We start from the raw sequence: 24,979 nt of genomic DNA, 5'->3' as shown, positions 1-24,979 counted from the left end.
ATAAATTGCATAATTAATATGATATGGGAAAATAACTTTCAAGTCAAGAATATTAAAAAATGCGCGTGAGAGTCTAGATTAGGAAAACAATTGGGAGTGGTATGAACTTTGAAAAATTTTTAAAAAATAATGGTTAGTGGAAATATGTGTGATAGATTCTGACTAAAAATATAATCAAGGCATGTATTGATCCTGATTTTATGGGGTTCCGTATCGAGTCTCCACGAGCCAACGAGCTAATGTCATTAATAAGTATGTGGGTTTTATAAATTTTAGACTCCTTTACCATATCTCAGGTTTAATGAGTACCAGAGGGTCCTCCCAGAGCCGGACAAGCTTGATCTCACAAAGCCGACGGGGTCCTCCTCGAGCCGGACAGGGTCTCCACGAGCCAACGGGCTGGTTCGCACTCGAAACGAGAAGTGGTGGGTTTGTAGTTGGTTACTGAGTTTATAGGCAATTATTTAATGTACTATAACACTAAACATTAAAATAGTAAAAATTATCATTTTATCGTTAATTTTTTAATCAACTGATCTTCCCCAAACCGAACAGCCTAGGTCTTCACAAGCCAAGGCCTACCACAAAGACGACGACTGGTTAATTATTCTAAATTAGATTTTTTATAAAATTAAAAAACGGTAGCTACTAACTACCGTCTTCTAATACTCATACAACAATTGAGAGTCTTGGTATTAGCTTTTCTACCAAACACCTAGTTTTCTGAGTCTTTATAATTTTTCAATATCTCTGTCAGGTTTTCTTTGCCTAGTTTTAGCTTTTCTTTGAAGATTTTGCTTAGGGTTTCTTTGCCTTTTTTGCTGGATAGGTCTTCTATGTCCATTTCCCCTTTAAAAACTAGCTCCATGAAGGCGATGTAGGCTGTGCCTAGGGCTGCTGTTATGACTCCGGCTGTGCCTGCTGATATGGCTCCGCCTGCTATGGACCCTGCTGCTGGGACTAGTTTTATAATGTTTGCCACTACTGTCCTGCCTAAGAGGGTGGCTCCTCCTGATCCTATGGTTGATGATAGGAGGGCTGTTATTACTGATTTATTGACATCAAAACCAAAGATGACAGTAATAGAAGCAATCATTCCTACCTGGGTTGGGATTAGAAGGGCTGCGTCTGCGAAGGGTATGGGTGCTGCCCCTTGGCCTGTAGCTGCTAGGGCTGCTGTAGCTACGACCTTAGAGGCTCGACGCTTTTTTTCTGATAAGCTTGCTATTTGTACATGCTGTAGGGTGTCTAGGAGTTCTTCTGGTAGGGCTTCGCCCATTACTTCTATCAATTTATCAAGACCAAAAGATTTGACTACTCCTACATTTTCTATCTCAAAATCTTTGGCAAGGACTGGTATAACTTGAATAATATCTAAGTTTTCTTCAAGGATCATCTGTTTCATTTTTTCTGCATTTTTCTTAGAAATTGCCTGGGTTAGTACTACTATTATCGGCACTTGGGTGACTTGGTTTTCCATAGATAACTCTCTAAGCCACTCTATCTCTTCTGGTTCTATCCTATTTGAAGCTGTATTTATGCAATACCATATACAATGGATGGCCTTATTTATATCCTTAGTTGCAAGTCCCTGATTTATCGTATCAAAAACCTCTTTTTTGACATCGTCCTGGACGTCCTTGCCGAGTTCAAAGCCCCTAGTGTCATAAATTGCAAGAGGTATATCCTTTTTTGTTATCTTTCTCATGTGGTTAGTAACAGGTCTACCCATGCCTGTTTCTGCTAACTCGTCCTTAAAAACTGCATTTATAAGGGTGGACTTACCTACGCCTGTCTTGCCAGCTACTATTATATTTAAGGTCGAAAGGTTTTGGATTTTTTCGTTGATTGCATCAATGGTTTCTTGAGCAACCTTGCCTAGGTCATTTATCATATAAACTCCTTAGTTTTTTATAATCGTCTTTTATAGGGATATTGTACTTACAAGTGAGATTTTGACAATAAAAGAGGAGCTTTCGCCCCCCCAATCTTATTTTGATTCTTCTAGCAATTTCAAGGTGTCATCTGTGCTTAAAACATAGGTATAGATAACATTCATTATCTTTAGCTCTGCTGTGTGTAGTTCTTCAGAGGCTCCTATACAAGCATCGTGGACGGTTATTACTTGATAGCCTGCATCTGCAAGCCCCCTTACTGTAGAGGCTACGCACTGGTCTGTAACCATACCACAGACTACAACAGTTTCTATATCCATATTATCTAAAAGGTGCAGGTAATTTGTGCCTGTTGTTACTGAGTCGGTTGTCTTATAGACTACAATTTCATCTTTGATTGGTTTTAGGGGATCTACTACTTCTGCCGCATAGGAATTTACTGGCATGAGCATATTGTTCCAGCCTTCAGATTTTTGGACAGGAGAGCGATCTCTTCCGTCTTCTCTTTGGCAGGCAATTAGACCGTAGGATACTAGTAGGTCATTTTCCCTAAAATAATCCAAAACTTTTTTTGTATTGGGAAGAGCAACCTTGTGCATTTTATCAAAATATGGCTTCCAAGCATCCCACAAGCCTTGCTCTTTAAACTCCTTGGCTTCCCCAAAATCTGTTAGGCAAAACTCGTTTTGGTAGTCAATTATTAAAAGGATTGTTTTAGATAGGTCTATATCTAGGTCAGGAAAATCTTCTACATGCTCGTAATACTTTGATACAAATTGTCTGTCTAATTTCATACATACCTCCATTTATTATTCTACTAAATAAATAATCTAGTAAAACGCTTTCTTAGTTTATATTATAACACAAAGATCCTTAAAACAAAAAACACCCACAAAGTTGACTTCATGAGTATTTTCCTGACAGTTACTAGGATATTTTATATTTCTGGCCAAGTGTCTTGGTTATAGCACATGTCCCAAAACATTAGTTCAAACATGCCTGTCTTTACTACTATCTCTTCTAAAATCTCTAGCTCTCTTTCTGGTTTGCCTGCTGCAAGTTTGTTTATAAGAGCCATGGCATTATCATTTAAGTCTGTAAAGTCATCTGATGAGTACATTTCTATCCATGATCCGTAGTTTTCATTTTCTAAGGCTCCTGGGATTTGGGCTAGGTTGAGACCTATATAGCTATAGCACCAAGAACATGCAAGAAGGGCTGCGGCTACATTTTCTACCCCACCTGCCTGGGCTTTGTTGAGCATATAAGAAGTGTAGGCAGTGTTTATTGCTGAATTTTCTGTTTTTTCCAAATCTTCTATACTTATGCCAAAAGTCTTGGCATAGGATTTGTGAAGGTCCATTTCCATAAATAAGACCCCGTCAAGACCCTTGGCAAAAGAATTCATGGTCTCCAAATCATGGGCCTTTGCTGTACCTATAGCAAATAGCCTAGCGTATTCTATAAGGTAGACATAGTCTTGCTTGACCCAGTGCTTAAATTTCTCAAGGTCAAGACTTCCATCACCCATACCTTGGACAAAGGGATGATTTAGGCATGCATCCCATATCCCCTTGATTTTTGGATATATCCTATCTGTGAATTTTTCTGACATAAAAAAACCTCCTTGTATTCACAAGGAGAATATTCGCTTAGTCCACATCCCTACGCTAGTCTTAACTAGATCAGGTATAAGAGTTCGATTTCTCGTCTCAGCTAAAGCACCCCTTGTGTTAGTGATATTATATCGAAGATAGGGCTTTTTATCAAATCTTTAAAAATTCATCAATATTTATAACTCTTATCCCTTCTTTTTTTAAAAGTCTTGCAAAAATCCCATCCCCATCTACTAGTCTCCCAGAAAAAGACCCGTCATAAATTTGACCTACCCCACAAGATGGGCTTTTTGATTTTAATATAACCAATTCTACACCACTCTCATTTACTATATCTAGGGATTTCTCGGCTCCTCTTCTAAACTCTTTGTCAACTGACCTTCCTTCTTTAGTAAGGACCTTGCCAGCTACTATCTCCGCTGGATCTCTAGGTGTAGGAAGGCCTCCCATGACCTCTGGGCAAAGAGAAATCACCTCATGGTCTTTTAAAAGTCTTTCTAATTTTGATGAGTAATTATTCCCACCATTGTATTTAGTATTTGCTCCCAAAAGACAAGCACTCACTGCAATTTTCATCTAACCACCTCATCTTTTGCATATAATTTATAGGTATTTTTTATCCTTACTAACATTTTACCCTAAAAATAATGGAAAAAAATTAAAAAAAACTTTTAATTATTAATTTAGGAGGTATGATAGGCTTATTAATTTATATATGAAGAGAGGAATTATTATGAAAGAACATAAAGGATTTACGGGCCAGCTTGGTTTTATTTTTGCTGCAGCAGGTTCTGCTGTTGGCGTAGGCAATCTTTGGCGTTTTCCCTATCTAGCAGCTAAAGACGGAGGAGGAGTCTTCCTCATTATATACTTGCTTTTGGTGTTTACTGTAGGTTTTGCCCTCCTTACCACAGACCTTGCCATAGGCCGTAGGACAGGTAAAAGTGCAATCTATGCCTACCAATCTATGAAGTCTAAGTGGAAGTTTTTGGGTATTTTTACCTTTTTTGTACCAGTTATCATCATGACCTATTACGCAGTTATAGGCGGATGGATTTTAAATTACATAAAGTTGTTTTTGACAGGTGAGGTTAGACTTGCAGCCGATGAGTCATACTTTTCTAGCTTTATTTCATCAAATATATCTGTTTATGTAAGCCTTATCTTTATGGCTCTAACAGCCCTTATCGTTTTTGGTGGGGTTGAAAAAGGTATAGAGAGGGTTTCTAAGATTATCATGCCAGTACTTTTGGTAATGGTGCTTGGCATAGCTCTTTTCTCCCTTACCCTAAAAGAAACTACTGCTACAGGTGAAGTAAGGACTGGTCTTCAAGGTCTCGCTTTTTACTTAAAACCAGATTTTAGTGGAATGACTGTGGGTAGGTTTTTACAAATCGCCCTAGATGCCATGAGTCAGTTATTTTTCTCTCTTTCAGTATCGATGGGAATTATGATAACCTATGGCTCTTATGTAAAAAAAGATGTAGACCTAGCCAAGTCTGTATCTATAATAGAAATCATGGACTCCTTTGTAGCCATGCTTGCAGGTGTTATGATAATACCAGCAGTCTTTGTATTTTTGGGTGTTGAGGGTATGTCAGCAGGTCCTGGCCTTATGTTTATTTCCCTACCAAAAGTATTTTTCCAAATGGGTGCAGCAGGTAGGATAATAGGACTAGTGTTTTTTATCCTAGCAGGTTTTGCAGCTCTCACCTCTTGTATATCAGTACTTGAATCAATTGTTGCAAATACTATAGAAATCTTGGATACAAAAAGACAAACAACTACCCTTGTTCTATCTCTTATCTACCTAGTAGCCACAGCAGTAATTGCCCTAGGCTATAGCAAGTTTTATGTAGAAGTCAGCTTGCCAAACGGCTCTACTGGCCAGCTTCTAGATATAATGGACTATATATCTAATAGCTGCATGATGCCTCTAATAGCCTTCCTATCGTCTATCTTTGTAGGTTGGATAATGAAGCCAGACTGGGTTATAGAAGAAGTAGAGCACGGTGGCAAGAAATTTAGAAGAAAGGGTCTTTATATAATAATGATCAAGTACTTCTTGCCAGTAATAATGTTTATCCTATTTTTAATATCAACAGGTATTTTTACCTACTAAAAAATCGCTCCTTTTGGGGCGATTAAAGCTGTTAACAAATCAAACCATTTGTTTGTTTTATCAATCAAAAACAAATAACCATCATACAAACCCCAAATTTATGGGATTCCTCGTCGAAGCCTAACGGCTTCTCTGTCGGAATGGCGTAGGTTTATATACTTTGTTGACGCTGTGAATCGCTCCTTTTGGGGCGATTTTTTATCTAAATCTTTGGTTATTTACACTACCGACCTCTTCCCTTCTCGACCAAGCAGAGCTCACACCCCCGTCTCGACCGAGCGGAGCGAGTGGAGAGACCTCTAGCCTTGTCAATATAATAAATATGGTAGGGAGTTATATTTACTTTCAAACCTAGCCTTCCTTATCCCAAGTTCATCCCGGATTTAGGTCATCTCACAGTTTTTTATTTAAAACTTTCTACAAGGGCAAGGACTTCAGGGAAATCTTCTTTCTTATACTTTTGCTTATAGCTTGTAGAATCTGCATAAATCTCAAGCTTATAATTTTCCTTATCGATCTTAATATTTCTTATATCAGAAAAAGTAATTTCCCTAATATTTGATTTTCCAGGTAAAACATAAAAACCATCTTCACCGATTCCTTGACAATAAATTGATGTGTAAAGATAAAACAGGGCAGAAACTGCTGTAATACCAGATTCTATTCCCCTTCCTATTTTATAAGCCATTATTATAAACAAAATCCCAGATGTCACCAATATAATATTATAAATAGGTCTTATATCTATTCTGATTTTCATCTCCTTACTTTCTATTAGATTGAAAATTGCAAAGCCTAAAAACATTAAAATTACTAAGTACTCCATAAATCCTCCTAAAAACGGATTAATCTCCTAATAATATTATATCAGATTTTAAATATGAGACTAATGGGTAAATTATTAATATAAAGAAAAGAGGATATTATGAATTTATTAGAAAATTTAAAAATACTTGATTTTACAACCCTACTTCCAGGACCTTACGCAACCTGGAGTATTGCTGAAATGGGAGCTAAGGTTTTAAAAATTTCTGCCCCTAATAGAAAGGATTTGGTTTTAGAATCAGGTCCTAAAACCGAAAAGGGTCTTACAGCCAACAGGGCTTGGTTAAATAACCAAAAGGAAGAAATTTTCCTAAACCTAAAAGAAGAGTCTGGTAAAAAAGAAATAAAAAGACTGATTAAAGAAGAAGGATACAACTGTATAATTGAGCAATTTAGACCTGGTGTTATGGCCAAGTTTGGTCTTACCTATGAGGATATAAATGAAATCAAGGATGACATAATCTACCTAAGCCTAACTGGCTACGGCCAAGATGGATCTCATAAGGATAAGGCAGGTCATGATATAAATTTCCTAGCTCTGTCTGGTCTCATGAGCCACTCTGGTAGGAAGGAAACTGGCCCAGTCCTTTATGGAATGCAAATAGCAGATATGGCATCTGCCCAAAACGCAATAATAGGTATCCTTGCTGCCCTAAATAAGAGAAATACAACTGGAGAAGGCTCTTATATAGATGTCTCTATCCTTGATAGCGTGATTCCTTTTAATACCATGGCAGGCGCTGGTGCTATGATAAATGGGATAAATCCAAAAAGAGAAGGAGACTTCCTAAATGGTGGATCCCTCTATGATTTTTATGAAACAAAGGATAATAAATACCTAAGCATGGGAGCCCTAGAGCCAAAGTTTTTTGAAAGATTTTGTAAAATCATTGGCAAGGAAGACTGGATAGAGGCAGGGTGTGTCTGTCCTGACTATGAGGAGAAAAAAGAAATTTTAAGGGAAATTTTCAAGGAAAAAACTAGAGATGAATGGATGACAATATTTAAAGACGCTGATTGTTGCGTTGAGCCCGTCCTAGATATTAAGGAAGCCCTAGTCCATAGCGAAAATACCAAAGAAAGGCAAACAGTTAAGACTATAAATATAGATGGCGAGGAAATTAATGTCTATGCAAACCCTATAAAGTTTAAATAAAAATCGTAATTTATAACAAATAGGGGTATAATACCTATAGTATTTGGCAGTTGTCTAATGACGACTGCTTTTTTTATTGAAAGAGAAAAGGAAAATATAGTGGAATTTAAAGAATTAGAATTAACAGATGAAATATTAAAAGCGATAGCAGACATGGGTTTTAAAAACCCTTCTCCTATCCAAAAAGAAACCATACCACCCCTCCTAGAAGGACGTGACCTGATAGGCCAAGCTCAAACCGGCACAGGCAAGACTGCAGCTTTTTCTATCCCAATTTTAGAAAGAGTAGAAGCAAATGGCATAACCCAGGCCCTTATCCTCTGCCCTACCAGGGAGCTTTGTATGCAAGTGGCAGGAGAGATAAAAAATCTTGCTAGGTATAAAAAAGAGATCAAGGTCCTTTCAGTTTATGGGGGCACCCAAATCGTAAGGCAGATAAAATCCCTTAAAAAGGGTATAGAAATAGTCGTCGGCACCCCTGGTAGGCTTATGGACCTTATGAGAAGAAAGGTCTTAAAACTTGACAAGCTAAAAATAGTAGTCCTTGACGAGGCTGATGAGATGTTTGATATGGGCTTTAGGGATGATATGAAAATTATCCTCGATGCTACAAATAACGACAGACAGACTTGTTTTTTCTCTGCTACTATGGGCGCGCAAATAACAGAATTTTCTAAAATCTACCAAGAAAATCCTGTTACGGTCAAGATCAAGGCAAAGGAGTTAACTGTAAATAGGATTGACCAATATTATATAAGTCTAAAGGAAAACGAAAAGGAAGAAACTCTAACTAGACTTTTAGAAATAAACCAGCCAAGGCTTGCCATTGTCTTTTGTAATACAAAAAGAAAGGTAGATAGGCTTGTAGAATCTCTTAGCAAAAAATCCTACCTTGTCGATGGCCTCCACGGAGATCTCAAACAGGGGCAAAGAGATTTTGTAATGAAAAAGTTTAGGAACAATACCATAGATATCCTTGTGGCAACAGATATAGCAGCCAGAGGTCTTGATGTAGATGATGTGGACCTAGTTATTAACTACGACCTACCTCAGCTTGATGAATACTATGTTCATAGGATAGGTAGGACTGCTAGAGCTGGTAGGAGTGGGCTTTCCTATTCCCTTATAGCTGGCAAGGATAATAATAGGCTAAGACAGATAGAAAAATATACCAAGGCAGATATCAAACAAACTCAGATCCCAAGCCTAGTCCAGATGGATAGGAGCCAGGAAGTAGCCATAATTGATGACATAGTAGAAAAACTAGATTCTTTTACAAGTCTAGAAAAGGAAAAGTCAATCCTTGTTAGACTTATGGAAAAGGGCTACGATCCCTTTATAATCTCCCAAGTCCTCCTAGTTGATAGGCTAAATAAAGATAGTCTAGACCACCACGATAAGATAACTGGTGTAGACACCCCAGCTAAAAAGTCAAAGTCAAAGTCAAGAAAAAATAAGTACAAGGACGAAAACATGGCCACCCTCTTTATAAACAGGGGCAAGATGGATAAGTTTAGTAAGGATAAGATAATAAAGGCTCTAAATAGGCTCGCCCATGTGCCAAATAAAAAGATTGGCCAGATAAGGATACAAAAATCCTATAGTTTTGTAGATGTAGAAAAAAGCGTCGTCTACGACTGTATCAGGGGTCTTGATAACAAAAAAATCTTCGGCAAAAAAGTAAAAATAGAAGAAGCTAAGAACTAAAAAAAGTGATGGACCTTGAAATACAAGGATCCATCACTTTTTTGCTTATTCAGATTTCAAAACTTCTTTTCTCTTAGCCTTGTTTTCCTTGGCCTTTTCTAGGAAGTTTTCTTTAGCATAGGCTATGATATCGTCTGACTCATACATGGCCCTGCCGTCTATAACTATACAAGGTACTTGAACCTTGCCGCCTGCCTCAATTAGCTTATCTTGGTTTTCATAGCCAGAAGTCGCATCTTCAATATTGTATGAAGGGAATTTGATGATGTCATTTTCCTTAAAGAAGTTCATAACTTTAAGGCAAAATGGACAGTCTGGTTTGAAATAAAGTTCAAAATCCCATTCTCTTTTAATTTCTTTTCTCATAACAATCCTTTCCTTTTCCTCTACTATAATGTTACCCAAAAAACATTTTTAAAAACTCTTATCAAAAAAGAGCTGAAAATCATATAAGAACCTACTATTTATCCCAAATTTTACTCAAAAGATAAGCTTTCTTACCCTGGGTTTTCTTGCCGTATTCAATAGCGGCCACAGGACATTTAGAAATACAGGCTGAACAATGGGTGCATTTGCCATTCCAAATAGGCTTACTATTTTGATAAGAAATATTATTTAAAACACAGACCTTTTTGCATAGGCCGCAAGATATACACTCATCAGTCGCATAAAAGTCCCTATCCTTGACAATAAATTTGAAAAAGATTGGGTTTATAAGAGCTGATTGCAATTTTCCTAAAAGTCCTACTTTTTTCTTAGGAAAAGTTTCTTTGTTTTTTATATAAGTGGAGATTTGTTCAATTTCCCTAGTGCTTTCTCCTATTATTCGTCTATTGACTTCATCAGCTTCTAGATCAAAAAGCATGACATAATTTTCTGGCATCCTAATCCCATATAGGCCCCTAAAATTAAGGCCGAGTTTTTCTATGTCTTCTTTTATAAACATATAGGCATTGCCACAAGAATCCCCATAGTCCATAACCACATAAAAGTCCCTAAACCCCCTAAAATTACATTTAGACAAATATGCTGATAAAAATCTCGGCACCCTCCAAGAATATGTAGGAGATACCAAAACGAAGGGCTTATCTGATATGAAAGTCTCATGTCTTCCTTCTCTCATATAAGCAAATAAATCGACAACCTCGTCATCTAACCTATCTCCAAGCTTATTTGCCAAATATTTGCTATTGCCAGTTGCTGAAAAATATAATATCATCTTAACCCCTTAGCTAAAATCAATTTTCAAATACTTTTTTAATGGCTTTACAATCTCGAAAACATTTTTTAGTTCATCATCATTCAAACCTGATAAATATATCTCGCTTCCGTGGTAGACGCTGCAGTACTGATGGCAAATTTCAAGTGTGAAAAATGTACTATAATAAGCTATGTCATCTCCTAATTTTACTTTATAATTTTCCATAAAATCTCTTATCATTTTCTTACTTATAAGGCAATCAACATTTGTCAGATACTTTTCTCTATTAATCTTAAGCTTGCTATCATAAAAAACAAACTTTCTAAAATATTTGACTGGTCACTTTCAAAGCTTGCCCTAAATCTTAATCCTGGCTTTAAGAAAATATCGGTTTTTTCTAACCACCAGTTCGGATTAGCCCTATAAATATCATAATCGATTAAGAATATATCTATATTTGCATTTTTCTAAGCAAGCCACCATGTCCCGTCTTGGCTTTGGTGGAGACTGCCAATCTTTTCTTCTATAATATTTGAATCTAAGTCTTTTATAATTAGCTTATCATAATATTTGTAATCTTCGCCTGCCCTGTTATTTTCGTCATCCCAACCTTCTTCTTTAGCTGTTAGAACTGTATATGTTACACCCTTAATAACTTTGTGGTATATTCCATCAGAAAAATTTAGGTTTTTATCTTTGATATTTAGTAAATTTGTAATAAAATAATTGTTAGACATATTTAATCTCCTTTTTAAGTTGTGGTTAATTTAATTATAGGGTAAATGATTAAATATGTCTTCTTTTTTACAAAAAAATCGTGCTGACAGAAGTATCATTTACTTCTACCAACACGATTTATTATAGAACCCCTTTGTTTTAGCTAAACTTGGGGTGATACTTTTTCTATTATTATCGTGGCCTATTTAGTCACAAGTCTTTATATTTAATTCTTTTTAGAAAATTTAATTTTTATAGCTTGCTTAGCTCCATAAGATAGTAAGGTTGGTATTTTTTTCTCACTCTTAATCATAGTTGAGCACTCTGGTCTTTCCCTGTGGAGTTTGATTGCGTCAAACTCACATTTGGTGGTGCAGACACCACAGCCTATACATTTATTTGGATCTACAATACTCATCCCACAATCTAAGCACCTTGAAGTTTCAATCATTACCTGTTCTTTTGTGAATGTTTGTGATGTATCTCTAAAGGATAATTCTCCTTCAACCTTCTTATTTGCTGGAACTTGACGATCTGCCCTATCATAATCACCTAATAAGAAATTTTCCTTATCGAATTCTTTAAAATCTCTTCTATTTCTTCCTATGGTCAAGCTAGAATTTTCTTGAACAAATCTGTGCATAGAAATGGCCCCTTCCCTACCTTGAGCAATTGCATCTATTGCAAATTTAGGACCAGTATAGACATCTCCACCTACAAATATATCTTCTTCATATGTTTGATAGGTTAATGGGTCAGCTAGGGCGATTTCTCCTCTGCCAAGCTCAACTTTGGTATTTTCTAATAAATCACCCCAAATTATACTCTGCCCAATAGATAGCATAACATGGTCGCAAGGGATTGTGATTGTATCTTCATCGTCATATAGAGGTGAGAATTTCCCTTCATCATCAAATACTGATAGACAACGCTTAAATACAACTCCTGTCACCTTTCCATTTTGAGATAGGATCTCTTTTGGACCCCAACCACAGTTTATTTTGACCTTATCCTCTAAGGCTTCGGCAATCTCTTCTTCAGCTGCAGGCATGGTATCACGTGATTCTAGGCAGAACATCTCTACTTGATCAGAACCGCACCTAGCAGATACTCTTGCTACATCTATAGCAACATTTCCACCGCCAATGACTACAGTTTTGCCCTTAACAGGATAAGTTTCGTCTTCTAAAGCAGTCCTTAAGAATTCAACAGCACTCATCACGCCTTCTGAATCTTCACCAGGAATTCCAGATTTTCTTCCGCCTTGGCAGCCGATGGCAATATAAAATGCTTTATAACCTTGCTTTCTTAATTCATCCAAGCTTACATCTTTACCTACTTCAATACCTGTTTTAATTTCAACACCCATTTTCTTGATAATATCAATTTCGGCTTCAATAACATCTTTTTCAAGTTTAAAACTTGGAATGCCGTAGCGTAGCATACCACCAGGTGATTCATTTTTCTCAAAAATAACTGGTGAATAGCCCATTTTCGCAAGAAAAAATGCACAGCTAAGGCCCGCAGGTCCAGAACCTATAATTGCTACTTTTTCAGGGAAACATCCTCTTAGGGAAGGAACAATTTTTTCAGGTATGTATCTGGTTTCAGGATTAAGGTCCATTTCAGCAATAAATTTCTTAACTTCATCTATAGCAATTGGTGAGTCGATTGTTCCTCTCGTACATTCATCTTCGCACCTTCTATTGCAAATACGTCCACAAATTGCTGGTAGTGGATTATCTTGTTTGATAAGTGCTAGTGCTTCTTTAAATTTCCCTTGAGCTGCTAATTTTAGATAGCCTTGGACAGCTATATGCGCTGGACATGCAGTCTTACATGGAGATGTACCTGTATCATAGCAATTGATTCTATTATCATCTCTGTAATTTTCATTCCACATATGTGGTCCCCACTTCACTTCTGATGGAAGAGGAACTCTTGGGTATTCAATTTCTTGGCCATCTTTTTTACAGAATTTCTGTCCTAATTTAACAGCCCCTGCTGGGCAAACTTCCACACATTTGCCGCAAGCTACACAGTCTTTTTTCTCAACTCTTGCCACATAGGCACTTCTAGAAAGATTTGGTGTGTTAAATAATTGTGAAGTTCTCAAAGCATAACACACATTCACATTACAGTTACAAATAGCAAAGATCTTATCTTCACCATCTATATTTGTTATCTGGTGGACAAAACCGTTGTCCTCTGCTTGTTGTAAAATTTCATAGACCTTATCTCTGGTTATGTATCGTCCACCTTTATTTGTCTCTACAACATAATTTGCCATATCTCCAACGGCAATACACCAACCCTCAGGATCATCTGCACAACCTTCGTCATAAACTTGTCTTGAAAGTCTGCAAGAACACGGACTTGCTGCATATTGTCCATCGTATTTATCTAGCCAATGTGATATTTTTTCAATAGAAATGGCTTGGTTTTCTGATTCAATAGCCTTTTCCACTGGAATTACATGAAGACCAACACCAGCTCCCCCAGGAGGCACCATAGGACTTACCTTCTCGAGAGGTAATCTACTCATTCTTTCAAAGAAACGAGCCATCTCTGGATACTCTTTTAAAATATCCTTATTCATATTGGTAAATTCAGCACTTCCTGGCACAAACATTGGCACAATCCATTGCTTTGTCCTTGTTGGATTTTCCCAGTTATATTCTAGAATTCCCATTATGGACATCTCTTGCAACTGTTCTTCTAGATAAGCTTCATCTAGACCAGTCAACTTTTTGATTTCTTCCATTGTCCTTGGTTTTCTTAGCTTCATCTTTAAAGCAATTTCAGCTTGCTCATCAGTTAAAAGTGTTGCTAATCCCCAATATTCAGGGTCATATTTGTTTAACTTTTGAAAGCCAAGTTTTACCCTGACATTATTTGTAATCATTTTGCCCAAGTCTAAAATGACCTTGCGTGGCTGATCTACCTCATCTACCCAATCTGGATAAAATCCAGCTAGAGGATCCTTGTTATAATTATCCATACTTACACCCCTTTATATAACCTCTATTTCTTTTATATTCATTTCATTACCACAATATAAATATGTTTCATCACTATGACAATAAGGACAAGTCTTGGCATATTCGATAGTCGAATATAAGTGTCCACAATTTGTACAATAAGTCAAAGCTTTTATATCCTCAATAACTAGTTCTGCACCCTTTAGTAGTTCTGTTTTTTCGACAGACCATTTCCAACAATCATATAGGTAATGGTGAATGACTCCTGAAACTTCTCCGATTTCTAAAGTAACTTTCTTAATTGATTGGACCTTATTTTCCTCAGCAATTTCTTCGACAGAGCGTATGATATGAACGACAATTCCTAATTCATGCATAAGTACACCTAAGCACCGCTTGTATGTTTAACTAGCTCATCTTCAAGCCACTTAACAAATTCATCTATATTTTCCCCAGTTTTTGCTGAAATATAAATAATTCTTGCCTTTGGATTTCTCATGTATACGTTTTCTTCAAACTTTGATTTATCAAAATCGAAAAATTCCATAGCATCAATTTTATTAACCAAAACCAAATTTGTCTTCTCAAACATCTTAGGATACTTTAGAGGTTTGTCATCGCCTTCAGGAACTGATAAGATATTGATATTTAGATGGGCACCAACATCAAATCCTGCTGTACAAATTAAATTACCAATATTTTCTAAGATAATAAGATCTTGTTTTTCTCCCGCTAATTCATCTAAAGCTTGTTGGGTCATCACCGCGTCCATATGACACATTCCGCCAGTATGTAGTTGAATGGCATCAATTCCTGCATCTAAGATAGTCTTTGCATCTACTGTAGAATCGACGTCCGCTTCTACAACTGCTATTTTCCACTTATCTTTTAATTTAGTCAAAGTAGATACCAATGTCGTTGTCTTTCCAGATCCTGGTGAAGACATTAGATTTAAAAGCAAGGTTTTTTCTTCGCTTAATTTATTTCTTATTTGGCTAGCCAAGGCATTATTATCAGCCTCTATACTCTTTTTTACCTCTATGACTTTTACTTCATCCATATTAACTCCTTTGTGAAAATACTTATCTATCATAGATTAATTAATTTTAAATAGATTAATCAATAAGTAATCTACTTCTAGTATATAATCTTTTTATGATTTAGTCAATAGAAATTGTTTTCATATTTAATTCATCAGTAAGTAAAAGTTTTTGAGACAAATTTTATCTATCTAGACTTGCCTATGCTTATCCTAAACCGTCCTTTTTAAAACTTATTTATAAAGAGCCAATCCAAATCTCTGCAAAACTTTTCCCATCAAAGATTCCAGCATTAATGCCCTTATCTTTATAAGAAAATATTTTTTCATTTCCCAAAAAACCAATCAAAAGTTCTTCTCCAATACTTATAATCGCATCTTTATCGTGGTAGGTAAATTCAAATCCATCCCTAAATTTCTTCCAATTAGATTGTAGAATAAGTCTTTCTGTCTGTCAGAAAGGTCTGGATTAAGGTCAGGGTGCAAGCTTCTCACAATTTTTCTATATAATTTTTTAGCAAAATTACATCTTTTTCAGATAAAAGCTTTAAATGCAAACGACTAATTGCACGATTAATTTCATCCATCTTACAGTCTAGTTTTTCTTTATAATCAGCAAATTCTACATCAAGTATGGATTCAATTTCTGATAAATCAATTTTCTCTTTGCGATTAATCCTCGCCTGGATCAAAGCCTTCTTTCTTCTAAGTCTATGATACTTACAAAAAGCAGAAAATACCTTGTATTCAAGACCGCCAAAAATCAGCATATATTGGGTTTTAATATTTTCACAAACTACGAAATAAAGATTGTCCCTTTCTAATAGAAGCTTCTCTAAACTTTCCCTAAGCTTTTTTAGTTTCTCCCTAAGTTTTTTTCATCAGGAAATTCAATTATCTTTCCCATAGATCTACCTTTCTTAAAAATCATTAAAAAATCCCAACATATTAAGCAAATCAATACATTGGGGTTTATATTATTTATCATTATTCGGGTTATTCATGCCAATTTATAATCCCAAAAGCGTTCCAGGGCTATTCCAAATGAAGCTCCCAGCTCCACTCCCAAAGCAATAACTTCTGTAAAATAAGTCTTTATATCAGTCTCAATGCAATTTTTTGATTGCTTTACTGCTTTCATTATAACATAAATTATTATTATCTCGATAACAATTGTTGGGAATAATTTTTTTACAAGTTCCATTCTTTCAGATTTTTTAATTACACCTTCTTTAGTTTGATGTATTATTTTTATAGCCGGTTAATCTATGCCAAATAGAAATCAATCCAAACCCTTCTTAAGGCTTGGATAAATGTTATTAACTATTTCTAAGATTTACTTATTTTTTTCTAAAGTTGAGGCATCAAGAAGGGCTTTCGAAAATTTCACAGTTCCTTCCAAAAAGTCATCTTCTGGCATCCATGAAGCTTTTATTTCTTCGTCTATAAGTTCAAATCCTGCTTCTTTAAGTTCTTCTCTTAAGACCTTATTCCCTTCTCCAGACCAACCATAAGATCCGAAGACTCCCGCTACTTTATCTTTAAATTTAAGCTCTTTTAGGAAGTGTAGCCAGCCAGATATGGTTGTGATAGAAGACCTGCCAACTGTTGGAGAACCGACAGCTATTGCTTTTGATCTAAAGACTTCTGTCATAATATCATTTCTATCCATTTCTGCAACTGATAAGACTTTGGTCCTGGTAGATGGTGAAATTTCTCTAATATCATCTGCAATTTTGTGGGCTATTTTTTTAGTTGCTCCCCACATTGAATCATAGATAACTGTTACTTGATCTTCCTTATAGTTATCAGCCCACTCAGCATATTTCTGTACTATCTCTAGAGCATTTTCTCTCCAGATGCTTCCATGGCTTGTTGCTATAATATCTATAGGAAGGTTCATTGCAACAATTTCCTCAATTTTCTTTTTTGCAAAACTTGAGAAAGGTGTCAATATATTAGCATAATATTTCATAGCTTCATTCCAAAGGATGGTTGGATCTGCCTTGTCATTGAAAAGTTCACTTAGGGCATAGTGTTGGCCAAAGGCATCGTTTGAAAACAGGATATTATCGCCAGTCATATATGTTGCCATTGAGTCTGGCCAATGAAGCATGGTCATTTCTACAAAAACTAATTGCTTGCCACCTCCTATATCCACAGAATCACCAGTCTTAACTACCCTATAGTCCCATTCTGGATGGTGGTACTGGCCAATTAGAGATTTCTTTCCATTGGCTGTACAATAAATCGGTGTATTTGGAATTTCTTCCATGATCTCTACAAGTGATCCAGAATGGTCTGGTTCTCCGTGATTAATTACAATGTAATCAATTTCCTTTAGGTCAATTTCTGTTTTGAGATTTTTAACAAACTCCTCTTTATGAGGTGTCCAGACTGTATCTATCAATACAGTTTTTTCTTCTTGTATTAGGTATGCATTTTGGCTAGAGCCATGGTGAACAGAAAATTCACTCCCATGGAATTCCTGTAGTTCCCAATCGATTTTACCAACCCAATATACATTATTTTTTATTTGTTTCTTCATTATTTTCCTCCATTTTCCCTATATTTTTCAAACATTATAGAATTTTCTTTGAATATATGGATAAATACATCCTTTACTAGCTTTTCTAGCAAATTAAATGTATGCACATATGTTCTGCAGGCATCTTCTGGCGGATTAAACCAATCGGTTAGTTCTATCATTTCCTTGATAATATCTCCCGCCTCTTCATGGTCAGTTTCTAATTCTTCAACTTTTTTGATTACTTCTTGGCTAGGTGATTCATTTTCTAACATTAGTGGGAAAGTAATTTCTTCTTCTTTTACAAAGTGTTCTTCTAATTCCTTCTTAAGGTCTGCGAAAAGAGAATGAAGCTTCATCAATTCCTCACCATGATGTGCGAAATGAACAGATAGGATTTTATTTAATAATGGATCTATTTCAAAAAGCAAATCTCTTTCTCTTTTGTGATGATCTATGATTAAAGAGTCTATCATCTCTTTTATATCTAAATTCTTAAAATCATCTAGATTCATTATACCTTCTGTATCAGAATTATCGGACTTAATAGCTCCTTGAATTTTTTTAGCAAGATCATTTGCATCGATGTTTTTTTCTCTTGCAACCTCTTCAATAGTCATATGGCCATTGCAACAAAAGTCAATCTTCTCCTTATTAAAAAAATCTATCATATTCGTATCTGTCTTAACTAGGTCTTCTATCTTAGTATCAATACCTATCATTTTATCCTCCTTTTTTACTAGCTAATTATATTGTAAAGGAAGATTAAATAATTTTCTGTGTTGTATATCACACTTTTACATATTTGTTAATTCAATTAAGGCATCTAGATTTTTAATTCTTATCTTTTTATAAGCAATGTTTTCGATATATCCCTCTTTTTCCATTTGAGATAATTTCCTAGAAACGGTTTCCCTAGTCATATTAATTGACGAAGCAATATTCTCTTGATTGAGACTTATATAGCTATCATTTGTCATCCTCGCTCTATACAGCAAAAATGCTCCTAGTCTAGTATATGAATCTTTTAAAGACAAAATTTCTAAAAGTTTTTCAGTTTCATAGAGTTTTTTGCTTAGTGATTTTATCAAGTTTAGAGAAAAATCATGGTCTTTGATTAAAATTTTCCTAAGAATCGTCTTATCAATTTGACAAATTCCTGTATTTTCTATTGCAACTCCATTAGATGTATAGGAATTATCTAAGAAAATTGAATTCTCTCCTATTATGTCACCTCCCACATAAATCTTACTGATACTTTCTCTCCCCTCATCATCATAGGTTGAGGATTTAATTTTAACATACCTAATTACAATAATTTTATCAACTAGATCGCCATTAAAAAATAAACTTTCACCTTTTTCTAAATCCTTATGAACTGCTGATAAATAAATATTTTTTGATTCATCTACACCAAGCTTATTAAAAAGTTTGATTTTAGAGAGACACTTCCCTTTTTCTTGGCAATGTTTACAAGTTTGCATCAAATTCTCCCTTATATAATATCTATAGGCTAGACCATTTTTCTAATTTACATATTGATTTAAGCTTTTAATATTTCATTAATTAATATATAAATACCCAAAAATAAAAGACTCTAGAGAAACTAATTGTCCTAAAGTCTTAAAATAATAATTCAATTATTCATTATATCATTCTTTATCTGTTTTATTTATTTTGTAAGTACTCAGCTTAAAATATAGTCTTCTGTCAAATTTTTTGTCACCGCTGACATTTACAAAATAAGACCTTAAGATTTTAACCTAACTCCTAAAGTCCTATTATAGTATTATTTTTTAAGATGAGAAATGGCTTCCACATGGGACGAGTTGATAGAATTGATATATTTGCGATTTTTAATGAAAAAGTTGTATGCGGGAACATATCCACCAATCGTACCGTTTACAAAAAAGGCTGTTACAAATTGTGAATAACTATTGTTCCTTTTTTCCATTCCTCCTTCTGAAAATTAGTGGAAGCACTAATAATACCCATTGGTTCTTCATCTGAGATTGCTTTTAATTGTGTATTCTCACTCCTTGCCTCAGAAGGGAGAATACCATGCAGGGAATGAAAAGCACGGGAAAATGAATCAGCCGAATTATAGCCATATTTGACTGCTACATCAATTATTCTCAAGTCCTTATCTTTCAAATCAATTGCAGCCAACGACAGTCTTCTTCGAATATATTATGATAAACCTATGCCTGCTAAAAATGAAAACATCCTCTTAAAATGATACTCCGAACAGTAAGCAATTTTAGATACTTCACTATAGTCAATTTCCTCTATTAAGTGCTCTTCAATATATGTCAAACATTATTCATACTTCTTAAAGAATCCATTGAACAACCTCCTTTAGTGTCGAGTATCGATATTGTTAATTTAATTATATTGATACTCGATACTTGTCAATATAAATTATAATAGTTAATTTAAAAACGAAATTTAATTACCTAGTATCTTTTCTCGTAATAATGGCTTACGAAAAATGTTATAACAGGATATGAAAAGACTCCCAAAGCTAGGATAATAGCAGGTAAAACTGCATCTATAGAAAAACAAATCACAGAAACTATACCCATGATAAGGATAAAAACAGGTGTGACTGCAGCATTCACCTTATCTCTAATTTTTTCATTTCTTTCATCATTAATACTTATCCTATACGAAGGATCTTTCTCCATCTTTTTGTTGTGCATTGTCATAACAAATGATATAGATATACTAACACTAAAAATAAAAGGAAGTACTCTTTCTAAAATCTTATTATCTTTAACAATAAATAAGGCCAGCAAACTAACAAATCCAATCACATAACCCAAATACCAAATTTTCTTATTTTTCATTATCATTTTCCTCCTCATAGATAAAAATATCCTCGATTGCCATTTCAAAATACCTTGCAATCTTAAAAGCTAAAATAATTGATGGATTGTACCTCCCATTTTCTAGAGAACCTACTGTCTGCCTTGATACTTCAAGGATTTTTGCTAAGTCCTCTTGGGTAATCCCCTTTTCTTTTCTAATTTCTTCTAAGTTATTTTTCACATTGATCTACCTCCAAATGTCAAGCTAGCTTTACATATATTATATTAAGATTTTTATTTTATGTCAAGTATACTTTCCATTTATTTTCAAAAGAAAAACAGCCTAATTAAGAGCTGTTTGATTAATTTATTCTGTTCTAATTAAGTCAATTGTTGGTCTATCTAGAATTCTCTTTAGGGATAAGTGATAGATTAATAAATTTATTGCATAAACTACTAATGCAAATCCTAAAAATGCTAGGTGATTGTAGTATTTTAAGAATACATAAAAATTATATCCAGATGAAATTATTGACATGATTGTAATAACAACAAAAGTCACTAGTATTGCTAAAACAAATGATTTTATTTGTTCAAATACAAATTCTTGTTTTAATAATTTTTCTAAATCAGTTTTTTCCATACCTATGGAGTATAAATTTCCTATTTCTCTTTTCCTTGCCATCAAACTTGAATTTATAGAGGCATATCCATTTGTAAAATTTAGTGCAAGATGGTCTTATCTATTACAGCCTTCAATTCTGGTAATAGCGAAAATGTAATCCCAGATACTGCAAAACTTTTGGGTACTACAAGAACCTTTGATAACGAACTTCGTGAAAAGTTTCCAGAAATCTTGGAAAGAATTATCAGAGGGGTTTGTGAGTCAAATAGGGCTGGTTACAAGTTTAAATATAACTTTGGTACACCAGCTACTATAAACGATAAGGAGACAGCTGAATTTGGTCAAGAAGTTTTAAGGGAGATAGTTGGTGATGACGGCCTTGTAAAAATTGAGCCACGTATGGGTGGAGAAGACTTTGCCAAATACCTCCTAAACATACCTGGAGCCTTGATGACCCTAGGTGCATTAAAGGAAGGCTATGGATATCCCCACCACAACTCAAAGTTTAATATAGATGAGAGTTCTTTTAAGATAGGCACTGAGTACTTTATTAGATATGCGGTGGAATATTTTAAAGAATAATATCTCGGTTTTAATAAATCTAATTTTTATTGTAAACTAATAAACGAAGTTAAGGCCCTATGTATGATTTTTAGCAGAGCTAGCTGTATTCATATATAGGGGCAAGTTATTAGTAGTTAAAAGTTTTATCAAATCTTTAACCTATTTTCCTATATTAGATCCTGACATTAGGTATTGACTGTAGATTTCTAGTTTAGATTTCCATTATATAAGATCTTCAAAACCTCATTGAAGTGGGTATTTCTTTTTTCTTGGTCAAATACAAAGTTTATCTTTTTAATTACAATTTCTATAAATCTTACTTTAATATTATCTTGGATACTTTTTTATTTATGTTTTATTTTAATTAAATTGAATCAGAAAAAGACGAGGATATTTACTTTCCCCGTCTTTTTCTATAAAGGGACATTTACACTATCCCTTCTAAGTTCTCGCTTACTTTTCTATTTCTTCTACAAAGGTTTTAACATGTACAGGTAGATCTTTAGGATTTCTAGCAGTAATAATGTTATTATCTACTACAGTTTCTTCATCAACCCAGTTTGCACCAGCATTTTTAACATCTGTACTTACAGCTTTAACTGATGTTGCCCTTACACCCTTTAGGATATCTGCTTCTACTAGTACCCAAGGTGCGTGGCATATAGCTGCTATCTTTTTGCCAGCTTCGTGTGCTTCTTTTACAAAGTCTACTGTCGCCTGGCATTGTCTCATACCATCTGGTGAAAAACCACCTGGTATATAGATACCATCAAATTCGCTTACCTTAGCGTCAGAGCTTGCTATGTCTGATTTTACTTTTAGGCCACCAGATTTTCCTACATACTCTGTATCAGCTTCTGTTCCAACTAAAACTACTTCGTAGTCTTCTCTAAGTCTGTGGTATGGATATAGTAATTCGCTTTCTTCAAAATTATTTTCTAATAATACTGCGACTTTTTTCATTTAAATCTCCTTAATCTTCATTACGATTACAATATATGTATACCCAATCCATTGATTTTAAACATTTAATGAAATTCTAGTGGTGCTAACCTATGTCTATTAAGAGATTTTATACCTATCAGATGGAGCTAAAGAAACTATACAGTTACCACTAATTGTAATTATTCTATCTGGAGATTCCTTCATAATTCTATTTTTGCATTTTCGATACCATATAGTACCTCTTCCTCTCCTAAAATTCCATTTGTTATTGGCTTTTCTTCTCCATTAGATGGCACGATATCAACATCAATAATAGGTTGGTTCTTGTTTTGAGGAAGAATATATTGAAGAAGCTTGGCTCCAAAATAATAGGTATCCAATCCGCCACTAATATAATCTGGATATAATAATCTTATAGTTTTCATTTTGTCCTACTTGTGTACTACACTATATGTTTTTGTCAATTTTTATCATCAATACCACAGTCTCCACGCGGATTGGGTAGTCAGTATTGACAAAATTTCAATTTTTAGGAAAGCCTCGTTCTTAGGAATATATCTACTACTTTTATTCTTTCTTCTTCACTATCTATTAATACTGAATACTTTAAGATATCAGGGTGGGACCACCCTTCTATCTCTTCTTTCCAAGTATATCTGGCAACTCTTAATGGTACTATGATTAAAACTTTAGAAATTGCAAAAGCATCTAAGAATAAATCTTTATTCACTTTTATCTTATCAACTAAACTTGATTCTATCACCTTTTCTTACATTCATATTTCAAGCTTTATAGTTATTGTGTAAAGATTTCTCCTATAACCTTTATATAAAGACAAATTTTAAATTTATTACTATATAACCCTCGAAACTTGCACAATAACCAATTTACATAAAATCACTTTTTAATTTTAATCCTTGATTCTTAACACCATCTCAAAGTTTTAGCCCATTAAACCCATTGGATAAAAGCACCGAATAAAAATTGGTTGTAAACCTTACATAGTCACTATTTTTAAACAATAGCCCCTATATTCTTGTAAAAAACTTCTCCAAATTTTTCTTAATAAGATGAATCAATTGCACAACTTTCATTTTAATAAATCTACAAATTTTGAGTAAAGTTCCTGAAGTGAATTAAACCAAACTACCATGAAAAATGAAAAGGTAGAATTTGTGAAATTTATGACTATATATTTAGCCAAACAATAAATTCAGAAAAGGTATCATCATATCTATTATATTATTAAAAATAAGGAATTAAAAAAGCGATAAATGTAAAGCAATGATAACCTCATAAAGCATACTGGGAAGAAATTGGAAAAAAACTTAATAATCGTTGCTTACATTTATTAAAAATACTTGACAAGATAAGTTTACAAAAGTAAACTTATTTTAAGTATTAAGTCTACAATTGTAAACTGAAAGGAGGGAAAGATAATGGGTGCAATAGTATATAATACTCATATCACAGATGCTGAATGGGAAGTCATGCGTGTAGTTTGGGCAAATGACCGAGTAACAAGTAAAAAAGTCATTTCCGTATTGAAAGAAAAAATGGACTGGACACAATCCACTATCAAAACAATCTTAGGTCGATTAGTTGAAAAAGGCGTACTAAATACAGATCAAGAAGGTAGAAAGTTTATTTACACTGCCAATATTGAAGAGAAAGAAGCCGTAAGGGATTATGTAGAAGATATTTTTAACCGTATTTGCAATAAGAAAGTCGGAAATGTAATAGGAAGCATCATTGAAGATCATGTTTTAAGCTTCGATGATATAGATCGATTAGAAAGAATATTAGAGATGAAAAAATCTTTCGCAGTAGAAGAAGTGGATTGCAATTGTCCAGAAGGACAATGCGAGTGTCATTTACATCATCATTAAGCATAAGGAGGAATTAAAAATGAAGAATAACAACAAACATTCGTCTCACCGTCATCATAATCACGGCGATATGAATCACTTAAAACACAACAATAGCAAAATGGAACAACATGGAGACCATAAACATCACGATCATCATGCGGGTCATGAACACGGCAGACACGGAGGGCATGAGCATCATAATCACGGAAACTTTAAGGAACTATTCTTAAAGTCATTGCCACTAGGAATTATTATTATGCTCTTATCCCCTATGTATGGATTTGAGCTACCATTCCAGTTTACTTTTCCATATTCTGATATTATAGTAGCTATTTTATCTACTATATTAATTATTTATGGTGGACGTCCATTCTATCA

At 34.5% G+C, this 24,979-nt stretch carries 28 protein-coding genes, 2 pseudogenes and 1 riboswitch; of the genes and pseudogenes, 6 read left to right on the top strand and 24 right to left on the bottom strand.

The window, feature by feature from the left end; translation table 11 throughout:
- Positions 1-715: 715 nt before the first annotated feature.
- The 4 genes from Q0410_RS01465 to Q0410_RS01450 all read right to left on the bottom strand — a co-directional run bounded on the left by Q0410_RS01465 (position 716) and on the right by Q0410_RS01450 (position 4,087).
- Positions 716-1,894 carry a YcjF family protein gene (locus tag Q0410_RS01465; protein ID WP_299032125.1) on the bottom strand — a complete coding sequence of 393 codons (1,179 nt, stop codon included), beginning with the start codon at positions 1,892-1,894 and terminating at the stop codon, positions 716-718.
- A gap of 96 nt (positions 1,895-1,990) precedes the next feature.
- The gene (locus tag Q0410_RS01460; RefSeq protein ID WP_299032122.1) at positions 1,991-2,689 is read right to left on the bottom strand and encodes a cysteine hydrolase family protein; all 699 of its coding nucleotides are present in this window, start codon (positions 2,687-2,689) and stop codon (positions 1,991-1,993) included.
- A gap of 143 nt (positions 2,690-2,832) precedes the next feature.
- Positions 2,833-3,510, bottom strand: coding sequence for a thiaminase II (gene tenA / locus Q0410_RS01455; protein WP_299032119.1), 678 nt, complete (start codon positions 3,508-3,510; stop codon positions 2,833-2,835).
- 30 nt (positions 3,511-3,540) lie between these two features.
- Positions 3,541-3,634, bottom strand: a riboswitch (TPP riboswitch).
- Between the two features lie 27 nt (positions 3,635-3,661).
- Positions 3,662-4,087: a DUF523 domain-containing protein gene (locus tag Q0410_RS01450; RefSeq protein ID WP_299032116.1), complete on the bottom strand. Its 426-nt coding sequence runs from the start codon at positions 4,085-4,087 to the stop codon at positions 3,662-3,664.
- A gap of 157 nt (positions 4,088-4,244) precedes the next feature.
- Between Q0410_RS01450 and Q0410_RS01445 the strand changes: the two genes are divergently transcribed.
- Positions 4,245-5,633 (top strand): sodium-dependent transporter, encoded by a 1,389-nt coding sequence (locus Q0410_RS01445; protein ID WP_299032113.1) that lies wholly within the window; start codon positions 4,245-4,247, stop codon positions 5,631-5,633.
- Between the two features lie 403 nt (positions 5,634-6,036).
- On the opposite strand, the gene Q0410_RS01440 is transcribed toward Q0410_RS01445, so the two are convergent.
- On the bottom strand, positions 6,037-6,459 hold the full coding sequence (locus Q0410_RS01440; RefSeq protein ID WP_299032110.1) for a hypothetical protein: 423 nt from the start codon (positions 6,457-6,459) through the stop codon (positions 6,037-6,039).
- A 99-nt stretch (positions 6,460-6,558) separates the two neighbouring features.
- On the opposite strand from Q0410_RS01440, the gene Q0410_RS01435 reads away from it, so the two are divergent.
- Complete coding sequence (locus Q0410_RS01435) at positions 6,559-7,614, top strand: CaiB/BaiF CoA-transferase family protein (protein WP_299032106.1); 1,056 nt, start codon at positions 6,559-6,561, stop codon at positions 7,612-7,614.
- 57 nt (positions 7,615-7,671) lie between these two features.
- Complete coding sequence (locus Q0410_RS01430) at positions 7,672-9,321, top strand: DEAD/DEAH box helicase (RefSeq protein ID WP_299032103.1); 1,650 nt, start codon at positions 7,672-7,674, stop codon at positions 9,319-9,321.
- Positions 9,322-9,366: 45 nt separating this feature from the next.
- Here the strand turns inward: Q0410_RS01430 and Q0410_RS01425 are convergent, their stop codons facing one another.
- From Q0410_RS01425 to Q0410_RS01350, 16 genes and pseudogenes are all read right to left on the bottom strand, one after another.
- The gene (locus tag Q0410_RS01425) at positions 9,367-9,687 is read right to left on the bottom strand and encodes a glutaredoxin (protein ID WP_299032100.1); all 321 of its coding nucleotides are present in this window, start codon (positions 9,685-9,687) and stop codon (positions 9,367-9,369) included.
- 94 nt (positions 9,688-9,781) lie between these two features.
- Positions 9,782-10,540 carry an EFR1 family ferrodoxin gene (locus Q0410_RS01420; RefSeq protein ID WP_299032097.1) on the bottom strand — a complete coding sequence of 253 codons (759 nt, stop codon included), beginning with the start codon at positions 10,538-10,540 and terminating at the stop codon, positions 9,782-9,784.
- 9 nt (positions 10,541-10,549) lie between these two features.
- Complete coding sequence (locus Q0410_RS01415; protein ID WP_299032094.1) at positions 10,550-10,747, bottom strand: hypothetical protein; 198 nt, start codon at positions 10,745-10,747, stop codon at positions 10,550-10,552.
- 242 nt (positions 10,748-10,989) lie between these two features.
- Positions 10,990-11,259, bottom strand: coding sequence for a hypothetical protein (locus Q0410_RS01410; protein ID WP_299032091.1), 270 nt, complete (start codon positions 11,257-11,259; stop codon positions 10,990-10,992).
- Between the two features lie 206 nt (positions 11,260-11,465).
- Entirely contained in the window at positions 11,466-14,240 is a 2,775-nt protein-coding gene (locus Q0410_RS01405) for an FAD-dependent oxidoreductase (RefSeq protein WP_299032088.1), read from the bottom strand.
- Between the two features lie 12 nt (positions 14,241-14,252).
- Positions 14,253-14,597, bottom strand: coding sequence for a hydrogenase maturation nickel metallochaperone HypA (locus Q0410_RS01400; protein WP_299032085.1), 345 nt, complete (start codon positions 14,595-14,597; stop codon positions 14,253-14,255).
- A gap of 8 nt (positions 14,598-14,605) precedes the next feature.
- Positions 14,606-15,280 (bottom strand): hydrogenase nickel incorporation protein HypB, encoded by a 675-nt coding sequence (hypB, locus tag Q0410_RS01395; RefSeq protein WP_299032081.1) that lies wholly within the window; start codon positions 15,278-15,280, stop codon positions 14,606-14,608.
- A gap of 470 nt (positions 15,281-15,750) precedes the next feature.
- Entirely contained in the window at positions 15,751-16,029 is a 279-nt protein-coding gene (locus Q0410_RS01390) for a hypothetical protein (RefSeq protein ID WP_299032078.1), read from the bottom strand.
- Positions 16,030-16,259: 230 nt separating this feature from the next.
- Positions 16,260-16,463: a hypothetical protein gene (locus Q0410_RS01385; protein WP_299032075.1), complete on the bottom strand. Its 204-nt coding sequence runs from the start codon at positions 16,461-16,463 to the stop codon at positions 16,260-16,262.
- Between the two features lie 132 nt (positions 16,464-16,595).
- Complete coding sequence (locus Q0410_RS01380; protein WP_299032072.1) at positions 16,596-17,807, bottom strand: MBL fold metallo-hydrolase; 1,212 nt, start codon at positions 17,805-17,807, stop codon at positions 16,596-16,598.
- Entirely contained in the window at positions 17,807-18,508 is a 702-nt protein-coding gene (locus Q0410_RS01375; RefSeq protein WP_299032069.1) for a DUF542 domain-containing protein, read from the bottom strand. The genes Q0410_RS01380 and Q0410_RS01375 overlap by 1 nt, the downstream gene beginning before the upstream one ends.
- 75 nt (positions 18,509-18,583) lie before the next feature.
- Positions 18,584-19,270: a Crp/Fnr family transcriptional regulator gene (locus tag Q0410_RS01370; RefSeq protein ID WP_299032066.1), complete on the bottom strand. Its 687-nt coding sequence runs from the start codon at positions 19,268-19,270 to the stop codon at positions 18,584-18,586.
- A gap of 433 nt (positions 19,271-19,703) precedes the next feature.
- Complete coding sequence (locus Q0410_RS01365) at positions 19,704-19,961, bottom strand: helix-turn-helix domain-containing protein (RefSeq protein WP_299032128.1); 258 nt, start codon at positions 19,959-19,961, stop codon at positions 19,704-19,706.
- Positions 19,962-20,242: 281 nt separating this feature from the next.
- Positions 20,243-20,635, bottom strand: a complete 393-nt coding sequence (locus Q0410_RS01360) for a DUF2178 domain-containing protein (protein WP_299032064.1) — start codon at positions 20,633-20,635, stop codon at positions 20,243-20,245.
- Complete coding sequence (locus tag Q0410_RS01355; protein ID WP_299032061.1) at positions 20,625-20,837, bottom strand: helix-turn-helix transcriptional regulator; 213 nt, start codon at positions 20,835-20,837, stop codon at positions 20,625-20,627. The genes Q0410_RS01360 and Q0410_RS01355 overlap by 11 nt, the downstream gene beginning before the upstream one ends.
- 126 nt (positions 20,838-20,963) lie before the next feature.
- Positions 20,964-21,299 (bottom strand): annotated as a pseudogene (locus Q0410_RS01350) (FtsX-like permease family protein); the annotation flags it as partial.
- 30 nt (positions 21,300-21,329) lie between these two features.
- On the opposite strand from Q0410_RS01350, the gene Q0410_RS01345 reads away from it, so the two are divergent.
- A complete protein-coding gene (locus Q0410_RS01345; protein WP_299032055.1) occupies positions 21,330-21,803 on the top strand; it encodes a M20 family metallopeptidase in 474 nt (157 codons plus the stop codon).
- A 435-nt stretch (positions 21,804-22,238) separates the two neighbouring features.
- Here Q0410_RS01345 and Q0410_RS01340 read toward each other — a convergent pair whose 3' ends face one another.
- From Q0410_RS01340 to Q0410_RS01330, 3 genes are all read right to left on the bottom strand, one after another.
- On the bottom strand, positions 22,239-22,748 hold the full coding sequence (locus tag Q0410_RS01340; protein WP_299032052.1) for a type 1 glutamine amidotransferase domain-containing protein: 510 nt from the start codon (positions 22,746-22,748) through the stop codon (positions 22,239-22,241).
- 182 nt (positions 22,749-22,930) lie between these two features.
- Positions 22,931-23,155 carry a hypothetical protein gene (locus tag Q0410_RS01335; protein WP_299032049.1) on the bottom strand — a complete coding sequence of 75 codons (225 nt, stop codon included), beginning with the start codon at positions 23,153-23,155 and terminating at the stop codon, positions 22,931-22,933.
- Positions 23,156-23,259: 104 nt separating this feature from the next.
- Positions 23,260-23,493 carry a hypothetical protein gene (locus tag Q0410_RS01330; protein WP_299032046.1) on the bottom strand — a complete coding sequence of 78 codons (234 nt, stop codon included), beginning with the start codon at positions 23,491-23,493 and terminating at the stop codon, positions 23,260-23,262.
- Positions 23,494-24,169: 676 nt separating this feature from the next.
- Here Q0410_RS01330 and Q0410_RS01325 point away from each other — a divergent pair.
- The gene (locus Q0410_RS01325; protein WP_299032043.1) at positions 24,170-24,619 is read left to right on the top strand and encodes a CopY/TcrY family copper transport repressor; all 450 of its coding nucleotides are present in this window, start codon (positions 24,170-24,172) and stop codon (positions 24,617-24,619) included.
- Positions 24,620-24,689: 70 nt separating this feature from the next.
- Positions 24,690-24,979, top strand: a pseudogene (locus Q0410_RS01320) (heavy metal translocating P-type ATPase); the annotation flags it as partial.

The sequence above is a fragment of the uncultured Anaerococcus sp. genome (assembly GCF_937934665.1).
GTDB lineage: Bacteria > Bacillota > Clostridia > Tissierellales > Peptoniphilaceae > Anaerococcus.
Note: the sequence above shows the minus strand (reverse complement) of the source record. Positions and strands in the feature narration are given on the sequence as shown.

What these genes read in the sequence shown, in the direction of transcription:
- Q0410_RS01465 (WP_299032125.1), bottom strand. Translation starts at nt 1,894, where the DNA reads ATGATAAATGACCTAGGCAAGGTTGCTCAAGAAACCATTGATGCAATC.
- Q0410_RS01460 (WP_299032122.1), bottom strand. Translation starts at nt 2,689, where the DNA reads ATGAAATTAGACAGACAATTTGTATCAAAGTATTACGAGCATGTAGAA.
- tenA (WP_299032119.1), bottom strand. Translation starts at nt 3,510, where the DNA reads ATGTCAGAAAAATTCACAGATAGGATATATCCAAAAATCAAGGGGATA.
- Q0410_RS01450 (WP_299032116.1), bottom strand. Translation starts at nt 4,087, where the DNA reads ATGAAAATTGCAGTGAGTGCTTGTCTTTTGGGAGCAAATACTAAATAC.
- Q0410_RS01445 (WP_299032113.1), top strand. Translation starts at nt 4,245, where the DNA reads ATGAAAGAACATAAAGGATTTACGGGCCAGCTTGGTTTTATTTTTGCT.
- Q0410_RS01440 (WP_299032110.1), bottom strand. Translation starts at nt 6,459, where the DNA reads ATGGAGTACTTAGTAATTTTAATGTTTTTAGGCTTTGCAATTTTCAAT.
- Q0410_RS01435 (WP_299032106.1), top strand. Translation starts at nt 6,559, where the DNA reads ATGAATTTATTAGAAAATTTAAAAATACTTGATTTTACAACCCTACTT.
- Q0410_RS01430 (WP_299032103.1), top strand. Translation starts at nt 7,672, where the DNA reads ATGACGACTGCTTTTTTTATTGAAAGAGAAAAGGAAAATATAGTGGAA.
- Q0410_RS01425 (WP_299032100.1), bottom strand. Translation starts at nt 9,687, where the DNA reads ATGAGAAAAGAAATTAAAAGAGAATGGGATTTTGAACTTTATTTCAAA.
- Q0410_RS01420 (WP_299032097.1), bottom strand. Translation starts at nt 10,540, where the DNA reads ATGATATTATATTTTTCAGCAACTGGCAATAGCAAATATTTGGCAAAT.
- Q0410_RS01415 (WP_299032094.1), bottom strand. Translation starts at nt 10,747, where the DNA reads ATGGAAAATTATAAAGTAAAATTAGGAGATGACATAGCTTATTATAGT.
- Q0410_RS01410 (WP_299032091.1), bottom strand. Translation starts at nt 11,259, where the DNA reads ATGTCTAACAATTATTTTATTACAAATTTACTAAATATCAAAGATAAA.
- Q0410_RS01405 (WP_299032088.1), bottom strand. Translation starts at nt 14,240, where the DNA reads ATGGATAATTATAACAAGGATCCTCTAGCTGGATTTTATCCAGATTGG.
- Q0410_RS01400 (WP_299032085.1), bottom strand. Translation starts at nt 14,597, where the DNA reads ATGCATGAATTAGGAATTGTCGTTCATATCATACGCTCTGTCGAAGAA.
- hypB (WP_299032081.1), bottom strand. Translation starts at nt 15,280, where the DNA reads ATGGATGAAGTAAAAGTCATAGAGGTAAAAAAGAGTATAGAGGCTGAT.
- Q0410_RS01390 (WP_299032078.1), bottom strand. Translation starts at nt 16,029, where the DNA reads ATGCTGATTTTTGGCGGTCTTGAATACAAGGTATTTTCTGCTTTTTGT.
- Q0410_RS01385 (WP_299032075.1), bottom strand. Translation starts at nt 16,463, where the DNA reads ATGGAACTTGTAAAAAAATTATTCCCAACAATTGTTATCGAGATAATA.
- Q0410_RS01380 (WP_299032072.1), bottom strand. Translation starts at nt 17,807, where the DNA reads ATGAAGAAACAAATAAAAAATAATGTATATTGGGTTGGTAAAATCGAT.
- Q0410_RS01375 (WP_299032069.1), bottom strand. Translation starts at nt 18,508, where the DNA reads ATGATAGGTATTGATACTAAGATAGAAGACCTAGTTAAGACAGATACG.
- Q0410_RS01370 (WP_299032066.1), bottom strand. Translation starts at nt 19,270, where the DNA reads ATGCAAACTTGTAAACATTGCCAAGAAAAAGGGAAGTGTCTCTCTAAA.
- Q0410_RS01360 (WP_299032064.1), bottom strand. Translation starts at nt 20,635, where the DNA reads ATGAAAAATAAGAAAATTTGGTATTTGGGTTATGTGATTGGATTTGTT.
- Q0410_RS01345 (WP_299032055.1), top strand. Translation starts at nt 21,330, where the DNA reads ATGGTCTTATCTATTACAGCCTTCAATTCTGGTAATAGCGAAAATGTA.
- Q0410_RS01340 (WP_299032052.1), bottom strand. Translation starts at nt 22,748, where the DNA reads ATGAAAAAAGTCGCAGTATTATTAGAAAATAATTTTGAAGAAAGCGAA.
- Q0410_RS01335 (WP_299032049.1), bottom strand. Translation starts at nt 23,155, where the DNA reads ATGAAAACTATAAGATTATTATATCCAGATTATATTAGTGGCGGATTG.
- Q0410_RS01325 (WP_299032043.1), top strand. Translation starts at nt 24,170, where the DNA reads ATGGGTGCAATAGTATATAATACTCATATCACAGATGCTGAATGGGAA.